Source organism: Phycisphaeraceae bacterium (assembly GCA_019636555.1).
Classification (GTDB): Bacteria; Planctomycetota; Phycisphaerae; order Phycisphaerales; family UBA1924; genus JAFEBO01.
In genome coordinates this window covers 2844043-2861216 of the sequence record JAHBXH010000001.1, presented here as the reverse complement: position 1 = coordinate 2861216, position 17174 = coordinate 2844043, and the positions used below count along the sequence as shown (strand labels likewise).

General features: G+C 62.3%; 16 protein-coding genes. 9 read left to right on the top strand and 7 right to left on the bottom strand.

Going from position 1 to position 17174, the window contains the following annotated elements; genetic code table 11:
• Positions 1-53 precede the first annotated feature (53 nt).
• The gene (locus KF691_12270; protein MBX3390214.1) at positions 54-704 is read right to left on the bottom strand and encodes a hypothetical protein; all 651 of its coding nucleotides are present in this window, start codon (positions 702-704) and stop codon (positions 54-56) included.
• A gap of 185 nt (positions 705-889) precedes the next feature.
• Between KF691_12270 and KF691_12265 the strand changes: the two genes are divergently transcribed.
• On the top strand, positions 890-1291 hold the full coding sequence (locus KF691_12265) for a hypothetical protein (protein ID MBX3390213.1): 402 nt from the start codon (positions 890-892) through the stop codon (positions 1289-1291).
• A gap of 18 nt (positions 1292-1309) precedes the next feature.
• On the opposite strand, the gene KF691_12260 is transcribed toward KF691_12265, so the two are convergent.
• Both KF691_12260 and KF691_12255 read right to left on the bottom strand, forming a co-directional pair.
• Entirely contained in the window at positions 1310-1783 is a 474-nt protein-coding gene (locus KF691_12260) for a nucleoside deaminase (protein ID MBX3390212.1), read from the bottom strand.
• Positions 1784-1807: 24 nt separating this feature from the next.
• Positions 1808-3337: a DEAD/DEAH box helicase gene (locus KF691_12255; GenBank protein ID MBX3390211.1), complete on the bottom strand. Its 1530-nt coding sequence runs from the start codon at positions 3335-3337 to the stop codon at positions 1808-1810.
• A 626-nt stretch (positions 3338-3963) separates the two neighbouring features.
• Between KF691_12255 and KF691_12250 the strand changes: the two genes are divergently transcribed.
• Both KF691_12250 and KF691_12245 read left to right on the top strand, forming a co-directional pair.
• A complete protein-coding gene (locus tag KF691_12250) occupies positions 3964-4728 on the top strand; it encodes a hypothetical protein (protein ID MBX3390210.1) in 765 nt (254 codons plus the stop codon).
• Between the two features lie 49 nt (positions 4729-4777).
• The gene (locus KF691_12245) at positions 4778-5434 is read left to right on the top strand and encodes a hypothetical protein (protein ID MBX3390209.1); all 657 of its coding nucleotides are present in this window, start codon (positions 4778-4780) and stop codon (positions 5432-5434) included.
• 299 nt (positions 5435-5733) lie between these two features.
• Here the strand turns inward: KF691_12245 and KF691_12240 are convergent, their stop codons facing one another.
• The gene (locus KF691_12240; protein MBX3390208.1) at positions 5734-6546 is read right to left on the bottom strand and encodes a hypothetical protein; all 813 of its coding nucleotides are present in this window, start codon (positions 6544-6546) and stop codon (positions 5734-5736) included.
• A 218-nt stretch (positions 6547-6764) separates the two neighbouring features.
• Here KF691_12240 and KF691_12235 point away from each other — a divergent pair, with 218 nt between their 5' ends.
• Both KF691_12235 and KF691_12230 read left to right on the top strand, forming a co-directional pair.
• Positions 6765-7664, top strand: coding sequence for an SPFH domain-containing protein (locus KF691_12235; GenBank protein MBX3390207.1), 900 nt, complete (start codon positions 6765-6767; stop codon positions 7662-7664).
• 191 nt (positions 7665-7855) lie between these two features.
• A complete protein-coding gene (locus KF691_12230) occupies positions 7856-8050 on the top strand; it encodes a hypothetical protein (GenBank protein ID MBX3390206.1) in 195 nt (64 codons plus the stop codon).
• A 66-nt stretch (positions 8051-8116) separates the two neighbouring features.
• Here the strand turns inward: KF691_12230 and KF691_12225 are convergent, their stop codons facing one another.
• Together KF691_12225 and KF691_12220 are read right to left on the bottom strand one after the other, a co-directional pair.
• Entirely contained in the window at positions 8117-9169 is a 1053-nt protein-coding gene (locus tag KF691_12225; protein ID MBX3390205.1) for a ParA family protein, read from the bottom strand.
• On the bottom strand, positions 9166-10356 hold the full coding sequence (locus KF691_12220) for a putative DNA binding domain-containing protein (GenBank protein MBX3390204.1): 1191 nt from the start codon (positions 10354-10356) through the stop codon (positions 9166-9168). Before KF691_12220 ends, KF691_12225 begins: the two co-directional genes overlap by 4 nt.
• A 126-nt stretch (positions 10357-10482) precedes the next feature.
• Between KF691_12220 and KF691_12215 the strand changes: the two genes are divergently transcribed.
• On the top strand, positions 10483-11682 hold the full coding sequence (locus KF691_12215) for a mannose-1-phosphate guanylyltransferase (GenBank protein ID MBX3390203.1): 1200 nt from the start codon (positions 10483-10485) through the stop codon (positions 11680-11682).
• A gap of 126 nt (positions 11683-11808) precedes the next feature.
• A complete protein-coding gene (gene ruvX, locus KF691_12210; GenBank protein ID MBX3390202.1) occupies positions 11809-12291 on the top strand; it encodes a Holliday junction resolvase RuvX in 483 nt (160 codons plus the stop codon).
• Here ruvX and KF691_12205 read toward each other — a convergent pair.
• The gene (locus KF691_12205; GenBank protein MBX3390201.1) at positions 12210-13070 is read right to left on the bottom strand and encodes a hypothetical protein; all 861 of its coding nucleotides are present in this window, start codon (positions 13068-13070) and stop codon (positions 12210-12212) included. The two genes, ruvX and KF691_12205, sit on opposite strands and share 82 nt — an antisense overlap.
• A gap of 235 nt (positions 13071-13305) precedes the next feature.
• On the opposite strand from KF691_12205, the gene KF691_12200 reads away from it, so the two are divergent.
• Together KF691_12200 and KF691_12195 are read left to right on the top strand one after the other, a co-directional pair.
• Complete coding sequence (locus tag KF691_12200; GenBank protein ID MBX3390200.1) at positions 13306-14415, top strand: hypothetical protein; 1110 nt, start codon at positions 13306-13308, stop codon at positions 14413-14415.
• Between the two features lie 4 nt (positions 14416-14419).
• Positions 14420-17149 (top strand): tetratricopeptide repeat protein, encoded by a 2730-nt coding sequence (locus KF691_12195; GenBank protein MBX3390199.1) that lies wholly within the window; start codon positions 14420-14422, stop codon positions 17147-17149.
• Positions 17150-17174 lie beyond the last annotated feature (25 nt).

Here is a 17174-nt window from a genome sequence, read left to right as displayed (position 1 = left end):
AAGGCCGCGCCCGGGGAAAGGGGCGCGGCCCTGAACACCCTGAAGGAAATCGATCAGCGGCGCCGACGGCCGGCGATCAAGCCGCCCATGCCCAGGAGCGCGAGCGCGCCGGGGGCCGGAATGATTTCGAACGCCATGTTGTCGCTCGGACTGAACGCGATCCATCCGCTGTTCGGATAGAAGAATGAAGCGTTGGCGGTGTTGCCGGTCGCGCTGACATTCCAGACGAACGTATCGCCGAACGGGTTGGCGAGCAGCCCGCCGACGCTGAGCCAGTACTTGCCGCCGGCGAGATTGAGGGGCGCGATGTTCAGGTCGAACTGGTATTGGATGGCGTTGGCGACCGAGAGATTGCCGGTGGGTGTAATTGTGAGTCCGGCCTTGACGGGCTGGCTGTGGTACAGAACATTACCGGCATCCGGGATGCCGCCGAGATCGCCGAAGATCGCGACGTCGAATCCGGTGATGTTGGTCAGATCGGCGAATTGAAAATTCTGGCTGCTGCCCCACCAGCGCAGAGACGTGACGGTCCCGCCGGCGATGGTGAAATCGTCGGCCATGCGCTGCGTGAAGAACTGGCCGGGCCCTCCCACGGAGAAGTAGCCGCCGGAACCCGGCGCGTTGTCGGGCTGGCTGTACAAAGGCGCGGCAGACGCCGAACCACAAATCGCAAAAACGCTGAGCGCAACAAGACCCGTTTTCATGTCTGCATCTCCTCCAGAATATCGGCCGCGGCGGAGCGGCATGTATGAACTGACAGACTACTGGGCGCGTGCATTCGACGCAAGGCTCACTTTGAAAACTTTGCTCCTTAACAATTCGCGATACACGGAGCGCTTATCGGGCTTCGCGGCTCTGATTTGTCGACCCGGCAGAACAGGAGGGCATGATGACGCGGCAGAACCCAATCGGGCACATCAACTGGCACGACTACACAATGAAGGACGCGGGGGAACTTCGTGACTTCTACAGCAAGGTCGTCGGCTGGGGCACATCGGAAGTTCCGATGAAGGACGGGGACGGCGCCTACGCGGACTACTGCATGCATGCGTCGGGGGAAAAGGGTCAAGCGGGGCCGGTCGTCGCGGGAGTTTGTCACGCACGCGGATCGAATGCGAAGCTGCCCACGCAGTGGCTGATGTACATCACGGTTGCAGATGTCGAGGCGAGCGCGAAGCAATGTGTTGCGCTCGGAGGGAAACTGCTCGACGGCCCGCGCAAGATGGGGAGCCAGATGTTCTGCTGCATTCAGGACCCCGCCGGCGCCGTCTGCGCTCTCATCTCGCCCTGACGCCAGCTTCCCGCGCCATCAGTATGCGCGGCCGCGTGCGGCCTTCCATTCCGAAAAGAGATGGGCGCACTCAGCGACAAGCACGCCGCGGATCGCCTTGGTCTTGCTCTTGCCGATGCGGTAGACCTCTTCGATCGGCAGCGTGAGTTCGGTGAAACCCGCCGTCTCCGCATCCGCGATCGTCGCGCCGCAGTAGACCGCGTCGAGTTTGCTCCAATGAATCGCCGAGGCGCACATCGGGCAGGGCTCGGTGGTGGTGTACATCACGCAGCCGGCGAGATCGATCGAGGCGAGCGCTTTCGCGGCGTTCTGGATGCAGACGACCTCGGCGTGCGCGGTCGGATCGGTTCGCTTCCAAACTTCGTTGTGTCCGCCGGCAACGAGAGCGCCCGCGCGGACGACCACGGCGCCGAAGGGAGATTGGCCGCTCGCGATTCCTTTGCGCGCCTGCTCGATCGCGTGGCGCATCCAGTGTGAATGATCTTCGCTCATGCGAGAAAGCCTAGTCGTGCGGGGTCAGTGGTTTCCGTGCGGGCGACGATCGTTTCGCGGGCCGCGGCTTGGCCTGGGTGAGTGGCGCGGCTGGCCCCGGTTTGCGTGCCAGCCCCGACCGCCGGAGTCGGCGCGACGCTCGTGATGCGCGGACTCTCCGGCGTGTTCGTGCGGCGCGGGCGCCGGCGGCTCGGGGAGGTCGGGCAATTGCCAGATCGGATTGAATTTCTTGCCGGTGGTGCGCTCGATATCGCGCATCAGGCCGCGCTCTTCGCCGTCGCAGAAGCTGATGGCGATGCCCTTGGCGCCCGCGCGCCCGGTCCTGCCGATGCGGTGCACGTAGGCCTCGGGCTCCATCGGGAGATCGAAGTTGAAGACGTGGGTGATGCCGTCGACATCGAGCCCGCGCGCGGCAACGTCGGTCGCGACGAGGATGCGCGAGCGTCCGGAGCGGAAGCCATCGAGGGCGCGCTCGCGCTGGTTCTGGGCTTTGTTGCCGTGGATCGCGACGGCGGAAATGCCGGAGCGATTGAGCGTTTTCGACAAGCGATCGGCGCCGTGCTTGGTCTTGGTGAAGACGACTGCGCGCGTGACCTTTGCTTCCTGGAGCAGGTGCTCGAGCAGCACCGACTTCATGCGCTTCTGCACCATGTAGAGGGATTGCTCGATCATCGGTGCCGCGGACGCGATCGGAGTGACCGCGACTTTCACCGGGTTTCGCAAGAGCGAATCGGCGAGGCGCATGATTTCGCGCGGCATGGTGGCGCTGAACATCATCGTCTGGCGCTCGGGGGAAAGCAGGCTGACGATGCGGCGGATCGGTGCGATGAAGCCCATGTCGAGCATGCGATCGGCTTCGTCGAGGACGAGAATCCGGATCTGGCTGAGATCGACGTGGCCCTGATCGATGAGATCGATGAGGCGACCCGGCGTGGCAACGACGACATCGACACCTTCGCGGATGGCGCGGACCTGGCGACCCTGGCTGACGCCGCCGAAGATGCAGACGCCCCGGACGCCGGTGTGGCGTCCGTAGGCGACGAAACTCTCGCCGATCTGGGTTGCGAGTTCGCGCGTGGGTGAGAGCACGAGCACGCGCGGCAGATGGGGGCCGCGGTGGGTGAGATCGCGCGGCTGGGTCTGGAGCAGGTGGAGAATGGGGAGCGCGAATGCGGCGGTTTTTCCCGTGCCGGTTTGGGCGCAGCCGAGCAGATCGCGCCCGGCCATCGCGGGCGGGATCGCCTGCGACTGGATCGGCGTCGGGGTCGTGTAGCCCTCGTCGGTCAGCGCGCGAAGGACGGTGGGCGCGAGCGCGAGTTCAGAGAATTGCTTGACCTGCGGCGTCTCAACCGACGCGATGTCGGCGTTGCGCGGGGCATCGTCGGCGCCGCCGCGCGCGATCATGTTGTTCACCGGATTCTGAGAGGGCCAGCCGGAGCGCTGCGCGTGCGGGGCATCGGTCGCGTGCGGGTCGGCGTGTGAGGAGTTGTGGTGGGGATGGGGTCGATCGTGGTGGGGGCGCGACTGCGAGCGATCGCGCTGTTCGCCGTGCATCGGGTGCTGCCCCTTTGCAACGCGCGGATGTGAGGAATGTCCCGCGTGATGCCCCTGCTTGGCTTGGGGGCGTGCGGCGTGTTGACCGGAGCGGTTCTCGTTTGAGCGGTGCTCACTTGAACGGTTTTGGCCGCCCTGTTGATTGGAACTTCCCGCGGCATTCCCGTGGGAGTGTCCATTGTTTTTCTTCCAGTGACGCGGGCCGGAATGGGACTTGTTGCTATTGGGGCGGTTGTTGCCGCGGGAATGGTTGTTGGAACGTGGGTGCATGAAAAGACTCGGACTCCTCGTGCCGCGGGCGCATTGCCAACGCGGACGAACTGTTTCTGGCGTTTCCTGCACCAAACTATGGGGCGAGGTCGTGCCGTACTGGGCCCCCCGCGGAGAGTGGGAGGGTGGGTGGAGCGGCAGGAAAAAGCTCGTGCCGCTGCCAGCAGATTCCCAGGACGATCGGGGCGGGCACCCATGAAAGGGGGCCCAGCCGAAAGTTGAGGCCACTGGCGAGGCAAAACAATAGGCGCGCAAGGGAGCAGGTGCTCGTTGAGCTCTTGGTGCTGCGCGGTAGGCTTTTCTGAGGCGGGAGTGGAACAGCGAAACGATCGCGGACCGATTTCGAAAGGCAACTCATGCGCGCATCCAGCAAAGCTGTGGTCTTGGCGTGCGGGCTCGCGGGTCTTCAACTCTCGGCGGCGGTCGCGGGGCAGGTCTACTACACGGCGAAGGCGGGCTTCATCGGCGCGACCAATCCCGTGCTCGTCGAGGACTTTGAGAGCGCGCCCACGGAGCAGCTTCTGGCATCGCTCACGAGGCCGGTGGGAACATTCACCCCGTACGCGGGGACGCCCGGACCCAACGTCTACATCAATCTCGCGAACTACACCAACTTCGGCGTGCCGGGTCCGATCGGAACCCAGGTGATCACGGCGAACGGCGATGAAGACTTTGAGCTGTTCTTCGCTACGCCGACGAACAACGTGGGCTTTGACACCTACCTCAACGAGTTCGGGCCGGCGACGATCCGTCTGTACGGCGCGGGGCACGTTCTGATCGAAACGTACATGCACAATCACGATCCGACAACGGTCGGGTTCTTCGGGGTCGTTTCCGATGTGGCCCTGACCAGCATCCGGTGGACGACTTCGATCGGCCGTTCCGTTAACACCGGGTACGACAACATTCTGATCGGGGCGGCGTGCCCGGGCGATCTCAATCACGACGGCTTCGTGGACGACTCGGACTTTGTGATCTTCGTCGGCGCGTACAACATTCTCGATTGTGCGGATCCGGGGATGCCGGCCGGATGCCCGGCGGACCTGAACGGCGACGGGTTTGTGGACGATGCTGATTTCGTGGTCTTCGTTGTCGCCTACAACAATCTTGTGTGCGGGTAGAGTGCGCCGTGCAGACTGTCCGGGTTCGGACTCTGCTATCTTGTGGCGCATGCTCTGCCGCCTGACGGGCAAACTTGAATCGGTGAACGAATCGACGGCGATCGTCGCGTCGGCGGATGGGAGCAGCGCGCGCGAAGTGCTGTTGCCGGCGTATGTCGCGAAGTCGCTCGCGGCGAAGGTCGGCCAGATGGTGACGTTCAACACGCTCGAATATCTCGAGGGGCAGGGGCAGGGGACGAGTTTCATTCCGCGGTTGATCGGGTTCACGGCGCTGCGCGATCGCGCGTTCTTTGAAGTCTTCACGACCGTGAAGGGGATCGGGAACAAGAAGGCGCTGCGGGCGATGGCGGTTGAACCCGCGGGGATCGCCCGCGCGATCGCGGCGAGAGACGGCGCGGCGCTCGTGAAGCTGCCGGAAATCGGCAAGCGGATGGCGGAAACGATCATCGCGGAATTGCACGGCAAGGTCGAGACATTCCTCAGTGAACAGGAGCTGGGCTCACTTGAGATCAAGGCGGGAGCGATCCCGGCGCCCGTGCGGCTCAGCCCGATCGCGGAAGAAGCGGTGACGGTGCTGACGACGCTGGGCGAGACGCGGGGCGAGGCGGAGAGACGGGTGGCGCTCGCGCAGGAGAAAACGGCCCGCGCGGGGAAGACGGTGCGGACGGCGGATGAGTTGGTGGCGGCGGTGTTTGCGGGCGGGTGAAGAGAAGCAGTTCAACACGGAGAACCACGGGGAACCACGGAGAAAGACACGGAGGGTGAATTTGGATCGCAGATCGAAGATTTCAGATCGCAGATTTCAAATCGCAGATCGAATATTTCAAATCGCAGATCGCAGATTGGTGAAGCCGCGAATTTGATGGGACCCACCGATCGCGGAGAAACCACGACTGGTAGCACGGGTGTCGATGAACCACGGTTGCTGACACCGCTTTCGATGAATCAAGATTGGTGACAGGAGTTTCGAGGAACCGCGATCGGTGGCGCGTGGTCGCGCACGCGTCAAGCGGCGACGGGGACCGCGTCGGGGAGCGGGCTCGAGAGTTCGCCGGGAGAGATGATGTCGAAGGGCGATGGGATCGGCGGCGGAAATGAAGCGGGTGCTGTGATTTGTGGCGGATCGAACGGCGTGCTTGCGTGCGCTGTGGTTTGGCGCGCGACCGAATCAGAATCGGGAACGGAATCGCCGGGCGCTTCTTGATGTGTGGGTACTGGAGGTTGATCGGGTGCGGACTGATTTGCGTCTTTCAATGGCGCGGGATCGGATGTTTGCTCGATCGATTGCGCTTTGAAGACATCTCCGGAAGCATCGCTCGCGATCGGCGGCGGGATTTCGGGTGGCGAATCGAAGCCCGGAACGTCCGACGCGTGCGCGGAGATCTCGATGTCGGGCATTTGCTCAATGTCCGTGTTCGGATGGAAGGCTTCGGGGTTTGGGGTTTTGTGAAGGGTGCGGGCGAAGCGGCGTCCCTTGACGGGTTTGTTTGCGGCGCGGCTCTGGCGGAGCAGATCGGAGGCGGCGCGGCGCTTTTCGGCGAGCGAGCCTTCGGAGGCGCAGACTTCCCGCAGGGTGGACATGGCGGGGATTCGAGACGCGAGCGCGAAGAGGCGGGTCTGCTGCTCGATGCACTCTTCGTACTGCTCGATGCATTCACGGACCTCTTTGCCGCGGACGAAATCGAGGACCGTTGGGATGCCGACCTTGAGCGCGCGGGCGATCTGGACGAGCGGGACGCCCTCGAGGTAGAAGGCGAGGAGCGCGGCCTCATCGCGGGGTGGTGGAATCTCAATCGGTGCTGGTTTGATGGCGTCCATGCCGAACAAAATACGGGTTTTGATCGGTATTACAAGCAGAAAATCGGATTTTGTAAGGCAATTTCTTAAGTTTTTACCCCTCTCGGACTTAGGGCAAATATCCCACCCAACATGAAACCGGCGGGCTCCGTATCCTATCAAAATGATATCATTTCAATACCAAGCGAGCGACTTGTGGGGGCTGGATGGCTCGCGCCGGGGTTGGAAAGGAGATTCCGATGACGAACGAGATTGCGGCGAAGACGGTTCGGGGATGGCCGGTGTTGTTCGGCGGGCTGATTGCGTTTGTGCCGATCATCGCGTTGTTCGTGTATGCGGTGAGGAATTCGCAGGGAATGCCGCACGCGCCGGCGGGGATGGTGGCGCTGGGCATCGTGGCGGTGCTGCTGTTTGTCGCGAATGTGACTCTGCTGGCGGGGCTGACGATCATCCAGCCGAATACGGCGCGGGTGGTGATTTTCTTCGGGAGCTATCACGGCACGGTGAAGACGTCGGGCTTCTGGTGGATCAATTCGCTGGCGAAGAAGCCGAGTGTTTCCCTGCGCACGAACAACATGGTGACACCGACGATCAAGGTGAACGATGTGCGGGGCAACCCGATCGAGATCGCGGCGGTGGTCGTGTGGCGCGTCGAGAACGCGGCGCGGGCGACCTTTGACGTTGCGAACTTCAGCAGCTTTGTGGACACGCAGTGCGAATCGGCGCTGCGGCATCTGGCGTCGGTGTATCCGTACGACACGGGGGATGCGCACGAGATGTCGCTGCGCGGATCGACGGATGAGGTGAGCAAGACTCTGATGGCGGAACTTCAGGAGCGCGTCGCGAAAGCGGGCGTGACGATCGAAGAGACGCGGCTTTCGCATCTGGCGTACGCATCGGAGATCGCGGGCGCGATGCTGCGGAGGCAGCAGGCGGATGCAATCGTGTCGGCACGGTTCCGGATCGTCGAGGGCGCGGTGGGGATGGTTGAATCCGCGCTCGAGCATCTTGAGAAGGGCGGGAAGGTGAAGCTGGACGATGAGCGACGCGCGGCGATGGTGAGCAACCTGATGGTCGTGCTGTGCGGCGATCACGGGGTGCAGCCGGTCGTGAACGCGGGGACGCTGTACAGCGGGTGATGGGTGGCGCAGATATTCACCGCAGAGTCGCAGAGAGCGCGGAGGAAGAGGGAATGGAATTGAATGACGGCGGCCTCGACGCGAGGTCAACGGCATAGAGAGCTTCGAGTTTGGTGCAGAAAAACAAGGCGAACCCTTCCCCCAACCCCCTCCCTCAGGGAGGGGGCTTCTAAAGAGAGACGTCGGGATTCATGGCCGAAGACCGCAAGTCCATTTTGCTTCGGATACCGCCGGATCTGTGGGAGCAGATCAACCGGCTGGCGCAGAGCGAGCTGCGCTCGACGAATGCGCAAATCGAGTTTTTGTTGCGGGAGGCGATGAAGGGGAGGGGGATGGGTGAGCGAACACAGCCAGATGCCCAAGCCGGATCGGAGTTGAAGCAATGACGGGGCTGAAGCAACAGCTGCTAGATTGAATCGAACTCGGATCAGCGTCGCACGTCACAAGTTGGTTCAAGCGGCGGGCGTCGAGGGGTTGATTGACTCTGGGAGTGAAACGCTGCTCGAGGATTCGGCTTCAATATCTCGCAGGATCCGATTTGCAAGCGATTCGAACTGGTCTTTGCAGTCCAAAACGGCCGCGGCGTGACCCCCGATCGCCCCATCGGCGGCGGTAAGGTGAAACATCGGCTTGCGGGCGTCCTGCGCCATTGGCATCAAACTCTTGAAGTGCTTTAGCATGGCCAGTTGATTGGGATCGATTTCAGCCGTTGCGGCTGGAGTGTCTTTGGAATTCAAGACCTCGCGCGAGTAGACGCCGGGAATGCGGTTAGCCCACTTGAGGTAGGATTTTACTGGACGATTTTCGCGGACGGATGGATTGAGCAGCACATATCCCAGTGGGAGCATTTGCCCGGAGGGCAAGGGCAGTCCGGATGGGGGCTTGCCGTTTTCGAGCCGGTTGCGCCAGCCTTTGCGCCATTCCCGAAGCGTGGGACCAAGGTTTCTGAGGCCTTGAAGCGAGAAAAGGTCCGCACCGAGCGGAATGACGACGAAGTCGGCCGCGACGAGCGCCGCGCGATTAATGGCACCGATGTTGGGACCCACGTCGATGAGGACGATCTCGGCACCGCAGGACTCGGCAGCCTTTTTCATGATCCTGTAGAAAGCGGTGATCACGCGAAACGCGTCATGGGCATTGGCGGGATTGTCGTCGAGGCATCGGCTCCAAGCCTCGGAGACGCGATCTTCGAAAGTGCTGAGGCCCAGGTCGCCCGGAATCAGCGAGAGGCGTGGAGCGATCGACTGGGTGCTGCAATCAGAAATGTCGCCGAGTTTCTGGATCAAGGAATCGATGGCGCCGAGTACGGTGCGCGGGTGTTGGCCCTCGGGCCAGAGGCTCTCGACATCGGGTTCGTTGAGGAAGATGCTTGTAAGGTTGGACTGGGGATCGAGGTCTGTGGCAAGCACGTGATGACCAAGGTCGCGGAACATCCAGGCCAAGTGATAGACCATGGAGGTCTTGCCTACGCCGCCTTTGTTGTTGAAGAAGGCGACGGTCTTCATGGTTTTTTCCGGACGATCATTGCGATGTGATTCTCACCGACCACATAATCGAGAGCGGGGCTGCCGTTCGCGGCCAGACGGTCGTTGGCGAGGGCGATTCCGCGTCCGAACCTGTTGGCGAAGCCGAGGGTTTTTGCGGCTTCGGCGAGGAGGGGATTCCGGTAGGAAGTTCCATTTGGGAATTGCGACTTAGTGAGATCTCCGAAGAGAGAACCCGGATTTTGAATTTCGATTCTGTCTGTGAAATGGTTGATGGATACTGGCGTGGTTGAGCCCTCATAGTTGCGATGGATAATCGCATTGACGAATAGTTCGTGAAGCGCAACGTCGGGGTAGTCGTAGATCGTTTGCTCGCTCAAGTCGGGCTGGCGCGCCGGCCGCGCGTTCGCGACGTCTTTGGCTAGGCGGTCGAGATCGCGAAGGACGACGACGAGATCGCCGGAAAAGCGTTTTTCGGTTAGAACGGGCGAGGCCTGATCAGCCCCGTCGTAGCGAACATACTGGGTATATGCGGCGGGAAAGAATGTAAGCGGCGACTTGCCGAAGGTCAGGATCGATCCGTTTGTGGGAGCATTGAACTGCAAACTGTAAAACCGCAATGAGGCGAGTTGTTGCGAAATATCGCGACCGTTCTCGTCCAGCACTTCCTTGGACACGCTTCGCGGCAGGTAGTTGAGGGTAAACAGCTCTAGCGCGAGATCGTCGAGCGAGGCTTCTCGGCAAGCTTGCAAATCCCATGTCTTTGCGCGGTCCACGCGACGTTCGGAAAGACGGCGTTCCTGCTCCGCAGTCGCACGATCGACGGAAGGGCCCGTACGGATCCACACTGTTTGGTTATACCGAACCGGCGGCATGTCGGACGGGAGAACTTCTACAACCGCGATTTCGACTCCGTTGTGAGTGGCCGTGAAGACGTGCATTGACGGTAACGGCAGAATGTTGCCGTTGTCTCGGTAGCCGGCGAGCCTTTCAAGCAGCCTTTCATCAATTTTGTCTCCTGTCGGCCGGCCGTGGCGATCGACACCGACGAAGAGGTAGCCCGGCAACCCGCTTGCAGGCATGTCGTTGGCAAAAGCGCAAATCGCCTTACAAAATTTGGAGGAATCATCGAGTGACTGAGTACGTTCGACCCGAAAAGATTCGAGGTCCGCGAGAAGTTGCGCGATTTCGGCGGTCGTCAATGTCACGATCGGAGTCTATGCGAAACGGTGGACCGTGGTGGAGCTTTGCGGAGCGGGGAACCTGGGAATCGGGTTTGAAAGAGGGCGGTTCAGCATGGCAATTTCCTGTCCGCTCCCGTATCTTCCCCTCCCATGCGATACGCGATGATCATGGCGGGAGGAGCGGGAACTCGGTTGTGGCCCATGAGCCGCAAGGAGATGCCCAAGCAGCTCATCAAGTTCATTCAGTCGAAGAAGAGTGGCCCCGAATCGAAGGCGGCGAACGAGAAGAGCGCCCACCCCCAAACCCCCTCCCAGAGGGAGGGGGCTCCTGAAATGAAGTCGCTGCTCGGGATTGCCGCGGAACGGCTCGAGGGCGTGGTGCCGAGCGAGAAGAGATTTATCTGCACGAGCGAGGGATTTCGCTCGGTGATCCGGCGCGATCTGCCGTCGTTCACGGACGAGCGGATCATGGGCGAGCCGGTGGGGCGCGATACGGTGAACGCGGTCGGGTTCGCGGCGGCGGTGTTCGAGAAACTGGACAAGGACGCGGTGTTCTCGGTTCTGACCGCGGACCACATCATCGAGCCGCAGGATGTGTTCCGCGAGCGGATGGACCTTGGATACAAACTCGTTGAAGCGGACCCGAAGCGGTTGGTGACGTTCTCGATTAAGCCGACGTTTGCGGCGACGGGGTACGGATACGTCGAGCGCGGCACGCCGATCCGCGGAGTGGCGGGAGCTGAAAAGGATGGAAAGTCGCTGGCATTCCACGTCGCGCGGTTTGTGGAGAAGCCGGACTTGCCTCGCGCGCAGGCGTACCTGCAATCTGGTTCGTTCAACTGGAACAGCGGGATGTTCGTGTGGAAGGCTTCGACTTTTCTTGAGGCGCTCAAGAAGTTCAAGCCGGAGAGCCACGCGGGAATGATGGAGATCCAGAAGGCGTGGGGGACCGGGACGCAGCAGGAAACGATCGCGCGCGTCTATCCGAATCTGCCGAAGATCAGCGTCGATTTCGCGATCATGGAGCCCGCGAGCAAGGATAAGGAATTCTCGGTTTGCACGGTGCAGATGGATGTGAACTGGCTCGATGTCGGTTCATGGCCGAGCTATGGCGAGACGCTGAGCGCGGATGCGAGCGGCAATCGCACGGCGAACGGATCGGGCGCTTCGTTGATTCACCAAGGGAAGAACAACCTGATTGTGAACGGAGGGAAGAATCACACGGTGGCGCTCTTGGGTGTGGACGATTTGATCGTGGTACACACCGAGGATGCGACGCTGATCATGCCGCGGGCGAAGGCGGAAGAGTTGAAGAACCTGCATGCGAGTGTGGAGGAGAGGTTGAAGTAGGGGGGAGGCATTCGGCATTCGGCATTTGGCAACGGGCATTCGGCACGAAGTACTGGGCACTCGTATTCATCGATACATCCGCAATTCGCCAAGCGCCGAGCTCAGAATGGGAAGAGGATGCGGTATTTGGCGATTGATCTTGGGGAAAAACGGACCGGGCTTGCGATGGGAGATCGCGAGACGGGGCTCGTGTCGGCGCTCGAGGTGATCGAGTGCGCGATCGACGCCGATGCGGGGAAGATGCTGCTTGAGCGGCTCGCGCGGGCGATCGAGAATCATCTCGGGGATTCGGCGGGGACACTGGTGATGGGGCTGCCCCTGAACATGGACGGCAGCGAAGGGGCGCAGGCGAAGAAGGCGCGAACGTTCGGCGAATTGCTCGCGGCGAGGACATCGCGAGCGGTCGTGTATCACGACGAGCGGCTGACGTCGGTGGAAGCGGACTGGTCGATGGCGCGGACGGGGATGACGCGCGGGCAGAAAAAAGAGAAGCGGGATGCGCTTGCCGCGGCGGCGATTTTGCGTGATTACTTCGGCTCGCTGCGCGGCGAATCGGCGGGCTCGGACGGCGGCGTGTCGGATTCGCCGGATGTCGGCGAAGACTCTTGAGGCGAAGTGTCCTCGGAATTCTTTTGGCCATCGGGCGAAACCGTGGACATCAGAAGATCGGCGGTGACGTCCACCATGGGCACGGAGGTTTCGCCGGGAAGCGATGAGAAGAAATCGGCGAGGCGCACGACCCACTGCGCGCGGAGGGTCAATTGCTCGCCCTTGATCGAAAGATCGGCGGCGGGTGCGCGGAGAAACGATACCATCGTTCGCTGAATCACCCTTTCCGTGGTGATCCCGTTGATGCTGATGTCGGCGACGATGGTGCACATGTACGCCGAGGAGGACTCATCCTTTGAGAGGAGCTTGGTGTCGACGGCGTTGCGGATGGTGAGCGCGACGGTGGGAAACTCGTCGAGTTTCAGCGGGCCGCCCTGCGCCGTGCTCCAGCGGGCCAGCGTCGCGGCGTCGAGGATGGAAGTCCACGGCACCTGCCACTGACCGGCGGTGAGGACGGGCCCGAGCGCGCCGTTCGATGCGGCTTCCATTGGAACACGGGCGACGACATATCCGGCAAGGTTTTGCGGCGAAGACTGCAAGCCGCTGAGCGGGGCGGTGATCGAAAAAGAAGGAGCGGCAACTGTGTGATAGACCGCGCCAAGTTTTCGATGATTCAAGAAGGGCTTGAGCGCCAAGCCGGACTTGGTGCGCTCCGCGAGCTTGGGATTCGGTCTGCGGGCAAGGCCGCTCCCGGCGGGTGCTTCCCGCTTGGGCGGATCGGCGGGTGTTTCGGGTTCCGCGCCCGGCAGCGGAGAGACCGGCAGCGCCAGAGCCGTCATCGCAACCACCAGCGCCCGGCGGCGTGCCGTACCGGTCCTGAACGAGCGGAATTTTGGAAAGTTTCTCACCGCCAATACATTCGCACCGCACGGGGGCCTTGACAACACATTTTCGCGATTGGATGCCGATCTTCTTTGTCGCCAAGCTACCGGCGCATCTGTACCCTTCTCCGGGCCGCGGCGAAAGGTGAACAAAGCACGTCTTCCGGGACGTATAGGAAAGAGGGACCAGAAATTGAGTCGGCTTCACAACGCTTTCATCCGCTCGCACGCCCGCATTCGTTTTGGAACGGCGGTTGTCGCTGCCGGACTGGTGGCGGTCAGCGGGCGCGCCCAAACCGCGGAAACTCCGGCTACGCAGCCTTCGGAAATCCGATCCGAGCCCGTGCCCGGGGGGACGATCAAGATTCTTCCCGATGAGCCGATCGCGGGGTTCTCCACAGCGGACCAGTTGCTCGCGGAACTCGAAACCGCCGATGCGGACTTGCGCGCCTTGCAGGCGGACATCCGGTACACGCGCGACTTTGCGATCGCGGGCGACACGCAGGTTCGGACCGGCACGCTCTGGTTTCAGGATGTGACGGCGACATCGCAGGCGGGCAAGGGTTCGCCGCGCAAACGCCGCTTTGCGATTCAGTTCGACAAGCTGAGTTTCGGTGATCGCGAAGAGAATCAGACGCAGATTTACAACTTTGACGGCGAGTGGCTGGTGGAGCGATTCCCGGGTGAGAAGCGCATGGTCAAGCGGCAGGTTGTCCCGCCGGGCGAGAGCTTTGATCCGCTGAAGATCGGCGAGGGACCGCTGCCGATTCCGATCGGTCAGAAGAAAGACGACATCCTGGCGCGCTACGACGCGACGCTGCTGCCGCCGGAAGATGGGTTCGATGAGATGCCGGCGGTGCGGATGAGGGAGTTGACGCAGATGGCGGAAGGGTGCGTGCAACTCATGCTGAAGCCGCGGGCGGAGCGCGCGGACACGGATGACTTCAAAGAGATTCGTCTGTGGTATCGCCGACAGCCGCTGCCGAACGGGAAGGAGGGGAGGCTTCTGCCGCGGATCGCGAAGACGGAGAATCGCGCGGGCGACATTTCGGTCGTGCAACTGATTCGCGTGAAGACGAATGATCAGGTTCAGATTGAAGCATCGAAGTTTGACACGACGACTCCGCCGACGGGGTGGGATGTGGTCGTTCAGCCGTTCCGTGGAGGCATCGAGGGAGACAGCCCGGCCGTCGCGCCGGCGGGTGCGGCCCGCGCGACCGACGCAACCGAGCGTCCTCAACGTCCGGAAAACAGTGTTGTCCCGGGTTCTTCAAGACCACCCCAGAACTCCGAGCCGAAGTAAGACTATGGAATTCGCCAAGCCGATTGCGTTGGGAACTTGGCAGGCCGCGGCGCGGCGCGCGGGGGTTGTTGTCTTGTCGGCGTGCGCGATGCTGGCGTCGGCGGGCGTGACAGTCCCCGAGGCGGAAGAAAAGAAACCGGGTCCGCCGTCGGTCGTGCAGAGAATGCTCGATACGCCGTATCTCACGGATTCGGAGCGCGCGGATATCCGCGTGCGGCACGGGATCTGGACGGAGCAGGACCTGCAGGATGCGGCGAGGCGCGCTAGAGCGGCGATCACGCGGGGCGCGTGGGACGATCCGGCGCTGAGCGATCAGAACGCCGATGTGCTGGATCGGGCGGAGGCGATGGTGCTGCGGGGTGATGCCGCGGAAGCGCTGAAGGTGCTCGGTGGGCTGGAGGGCAAGGCGGTTACGCTTCGCGCGCTGCGGCTGACTGCCGAGGCGCAGGCAGCTCAAGGAGACAAGGACGGCGCGATCAAGACACTTGCGCAGCTCGAGCAGCGCGTGGTGAAGGAGCGGCAGAACTCGGCGTGGGAGCTTGTTGAGGGCGTCCGCGGGCTTCACCTCAAGTTGCAGATCGAAGGGCCGTCGAAAGTGGGGGCGGTCGGGCAGGATTTTCAGTCGATGATGTCGATGCTGGCCCGGGCGCGCGAGCAGCTCGATCGCCTGTGTTGGATCGCGCCGCTCGAAGAAGCGGTGCTGCTCTCAGAAAAGGACAATCGGCCCGAGGCGGGTGAGGCGCTCGAGCAGACGCTCGAACTGAATCCATCCTCCGCCGAGGCGTATTACCTGCTGGGGCGCATGTCGGTCGATTCATTCAATTTCCAGCAGGCCGAAAAGATCATCGAAAAGCTGCGAGAACTCGCGGGTCGGATCGATCGGGCCGGAACCGAGCCTGTCGGCACTCACGAAGCGGGCGAAGCGGTCGCGCCATATGCGGACATGCTCGAATCGCGCCTGCGCGTGAGGCAGCGCGATCCCAGGGGCGCGCTCGAAGTGTTGAAGCCGACTCTTTCCCGGTTCCCGTCGCAATTGGAAGCCCGGGCGCTCGAGGCGGCGGCGATCGCGGCAGGATTCGACCTGCCGGGGGCGGATCGAGCGCTTGCCGAACTCGACAAGATCTCACCCAACACGTATCTCGGATACCTGTATGTCGGCAAAGCGCTCGCCGAGCAGCGTCAGTACGCCGATGCGGCGCGATATCTCGAGGAGGCGACGAAACGGGCGCCGCGGCTTGCCGATGCCTGGATCGAGCTGGGCTTGCTGGAAGTGCAGGCGGCGCGCGATGACCGGGCGCTTGCGGCACTTGAGAAAGCAGAAGCGCTCGACCCGTTCAATGTTCGAGCGGCGAACAGCCTGAAGCTCGTGCGCGATGTCGCCGGCTTTTCGCGGATCGAGAGCGATCACTTTATTGTCCGCTATCGGCCGGGAGTGGATCTCGCGCTGGCGCGGGAGATGCCGCCGATTTTGGAGCGCATCTACGCGCGCGTCACCGGGGACAAGCCGGGGGGTATCCGGTATCCGCTGAATTTCAAGACCGTGATCGAGTTGATGCCGGATCACCACTGGTTCAGCGTGCGGATCACGGGCATGCCGCAGGTGCACACGATGGCGGCGGCGACGGGCCCGTTGATCGCGATGGAGGCGCCGCGGCTTGGTGATCAGAACACGGTTGGGGCGTACGACTGGGCGCGCGTCATTCAGCACGAGTTCACGCACACCGTGACGCTCGCACGCACGAGCAACCGCTTACCTCACTGGTTTACCGAGGCTTCGGCGGTCTACCTTGAAGATGCACCGCGCGATTGGAACTACATCCAGATTCTCGCCCGCGCGTGCGAAACGAAAACACTTTTCGATCTCGATGAGATCAATGTCGCGTTCACGCGCCCGAAGAAGCCGACCGATCGATCGCAGGCGTACGGGCAGGGCGCGTGGATGTACGAGTACATCGTGACGCGGTTCGGCCCGGAAGCGCCGCTGAAACTCATGGATCGGTATGCGGCGGGGGATCGCGAACCGCAGGCTTTCCAGTCCGTGCTCGGGATGTCGCGCGAGCAGTTCCTTGATGAATTCAAAACGTGGGCGGGCGAGCAATTGATCGCATGGGGCATGCGCCCGAAGCCGGGCCAGCCGGAACTTCTTACGTTGCTTGAAGAGTGGCGGGCCAAACTCGGCGCCGGTCACGAAGAGGCCCCGCCGACGATCGAAGTGATCGATGAGTGGCTCGAGCAATATCCGGATCACCCGGATCTGCTCGAAATGGCGGTGCGGTTGCGCGTCAAGGCGAATCGCAACAAAGCGTCGGCGGAGATGGTGCCGATCATCGAGGCGTATGCCGCGGCACGTCCGGGCGACCCGACGCCTCACAAGCTGCTGGCGGCGCTATTCCTTGATGAGGCATCGCCGGCGCACGATCCGGCGAAAGCTATTCCGCACCTGGAGTTTCTGGACGCGCGCGAACAGAACTCGGCCAGTTTCAGCGTGCAGCTCGCGCGCTTGTACGCAACGCAGGGAGATTGGGACAAGGCGTGGGCGAAGGCGATCCGCGCGTGCATCGTCGCGCCGTACGAGGCGGCGAACCGCGAATTCGCGGCGACGGTCGCGATCAAGAGGCGGGATTTTGATGCCGCGAAATGGCAGCTCGAAACGCTCCAGATTCTGGAGCCGGATCGGCCGATTCATGCGCAGCGACTCAAGGCGCTCGAGGGACTGAAGAACAAGGGCGAGTAATCGCACCGGCGGTCCAAATCGCCTA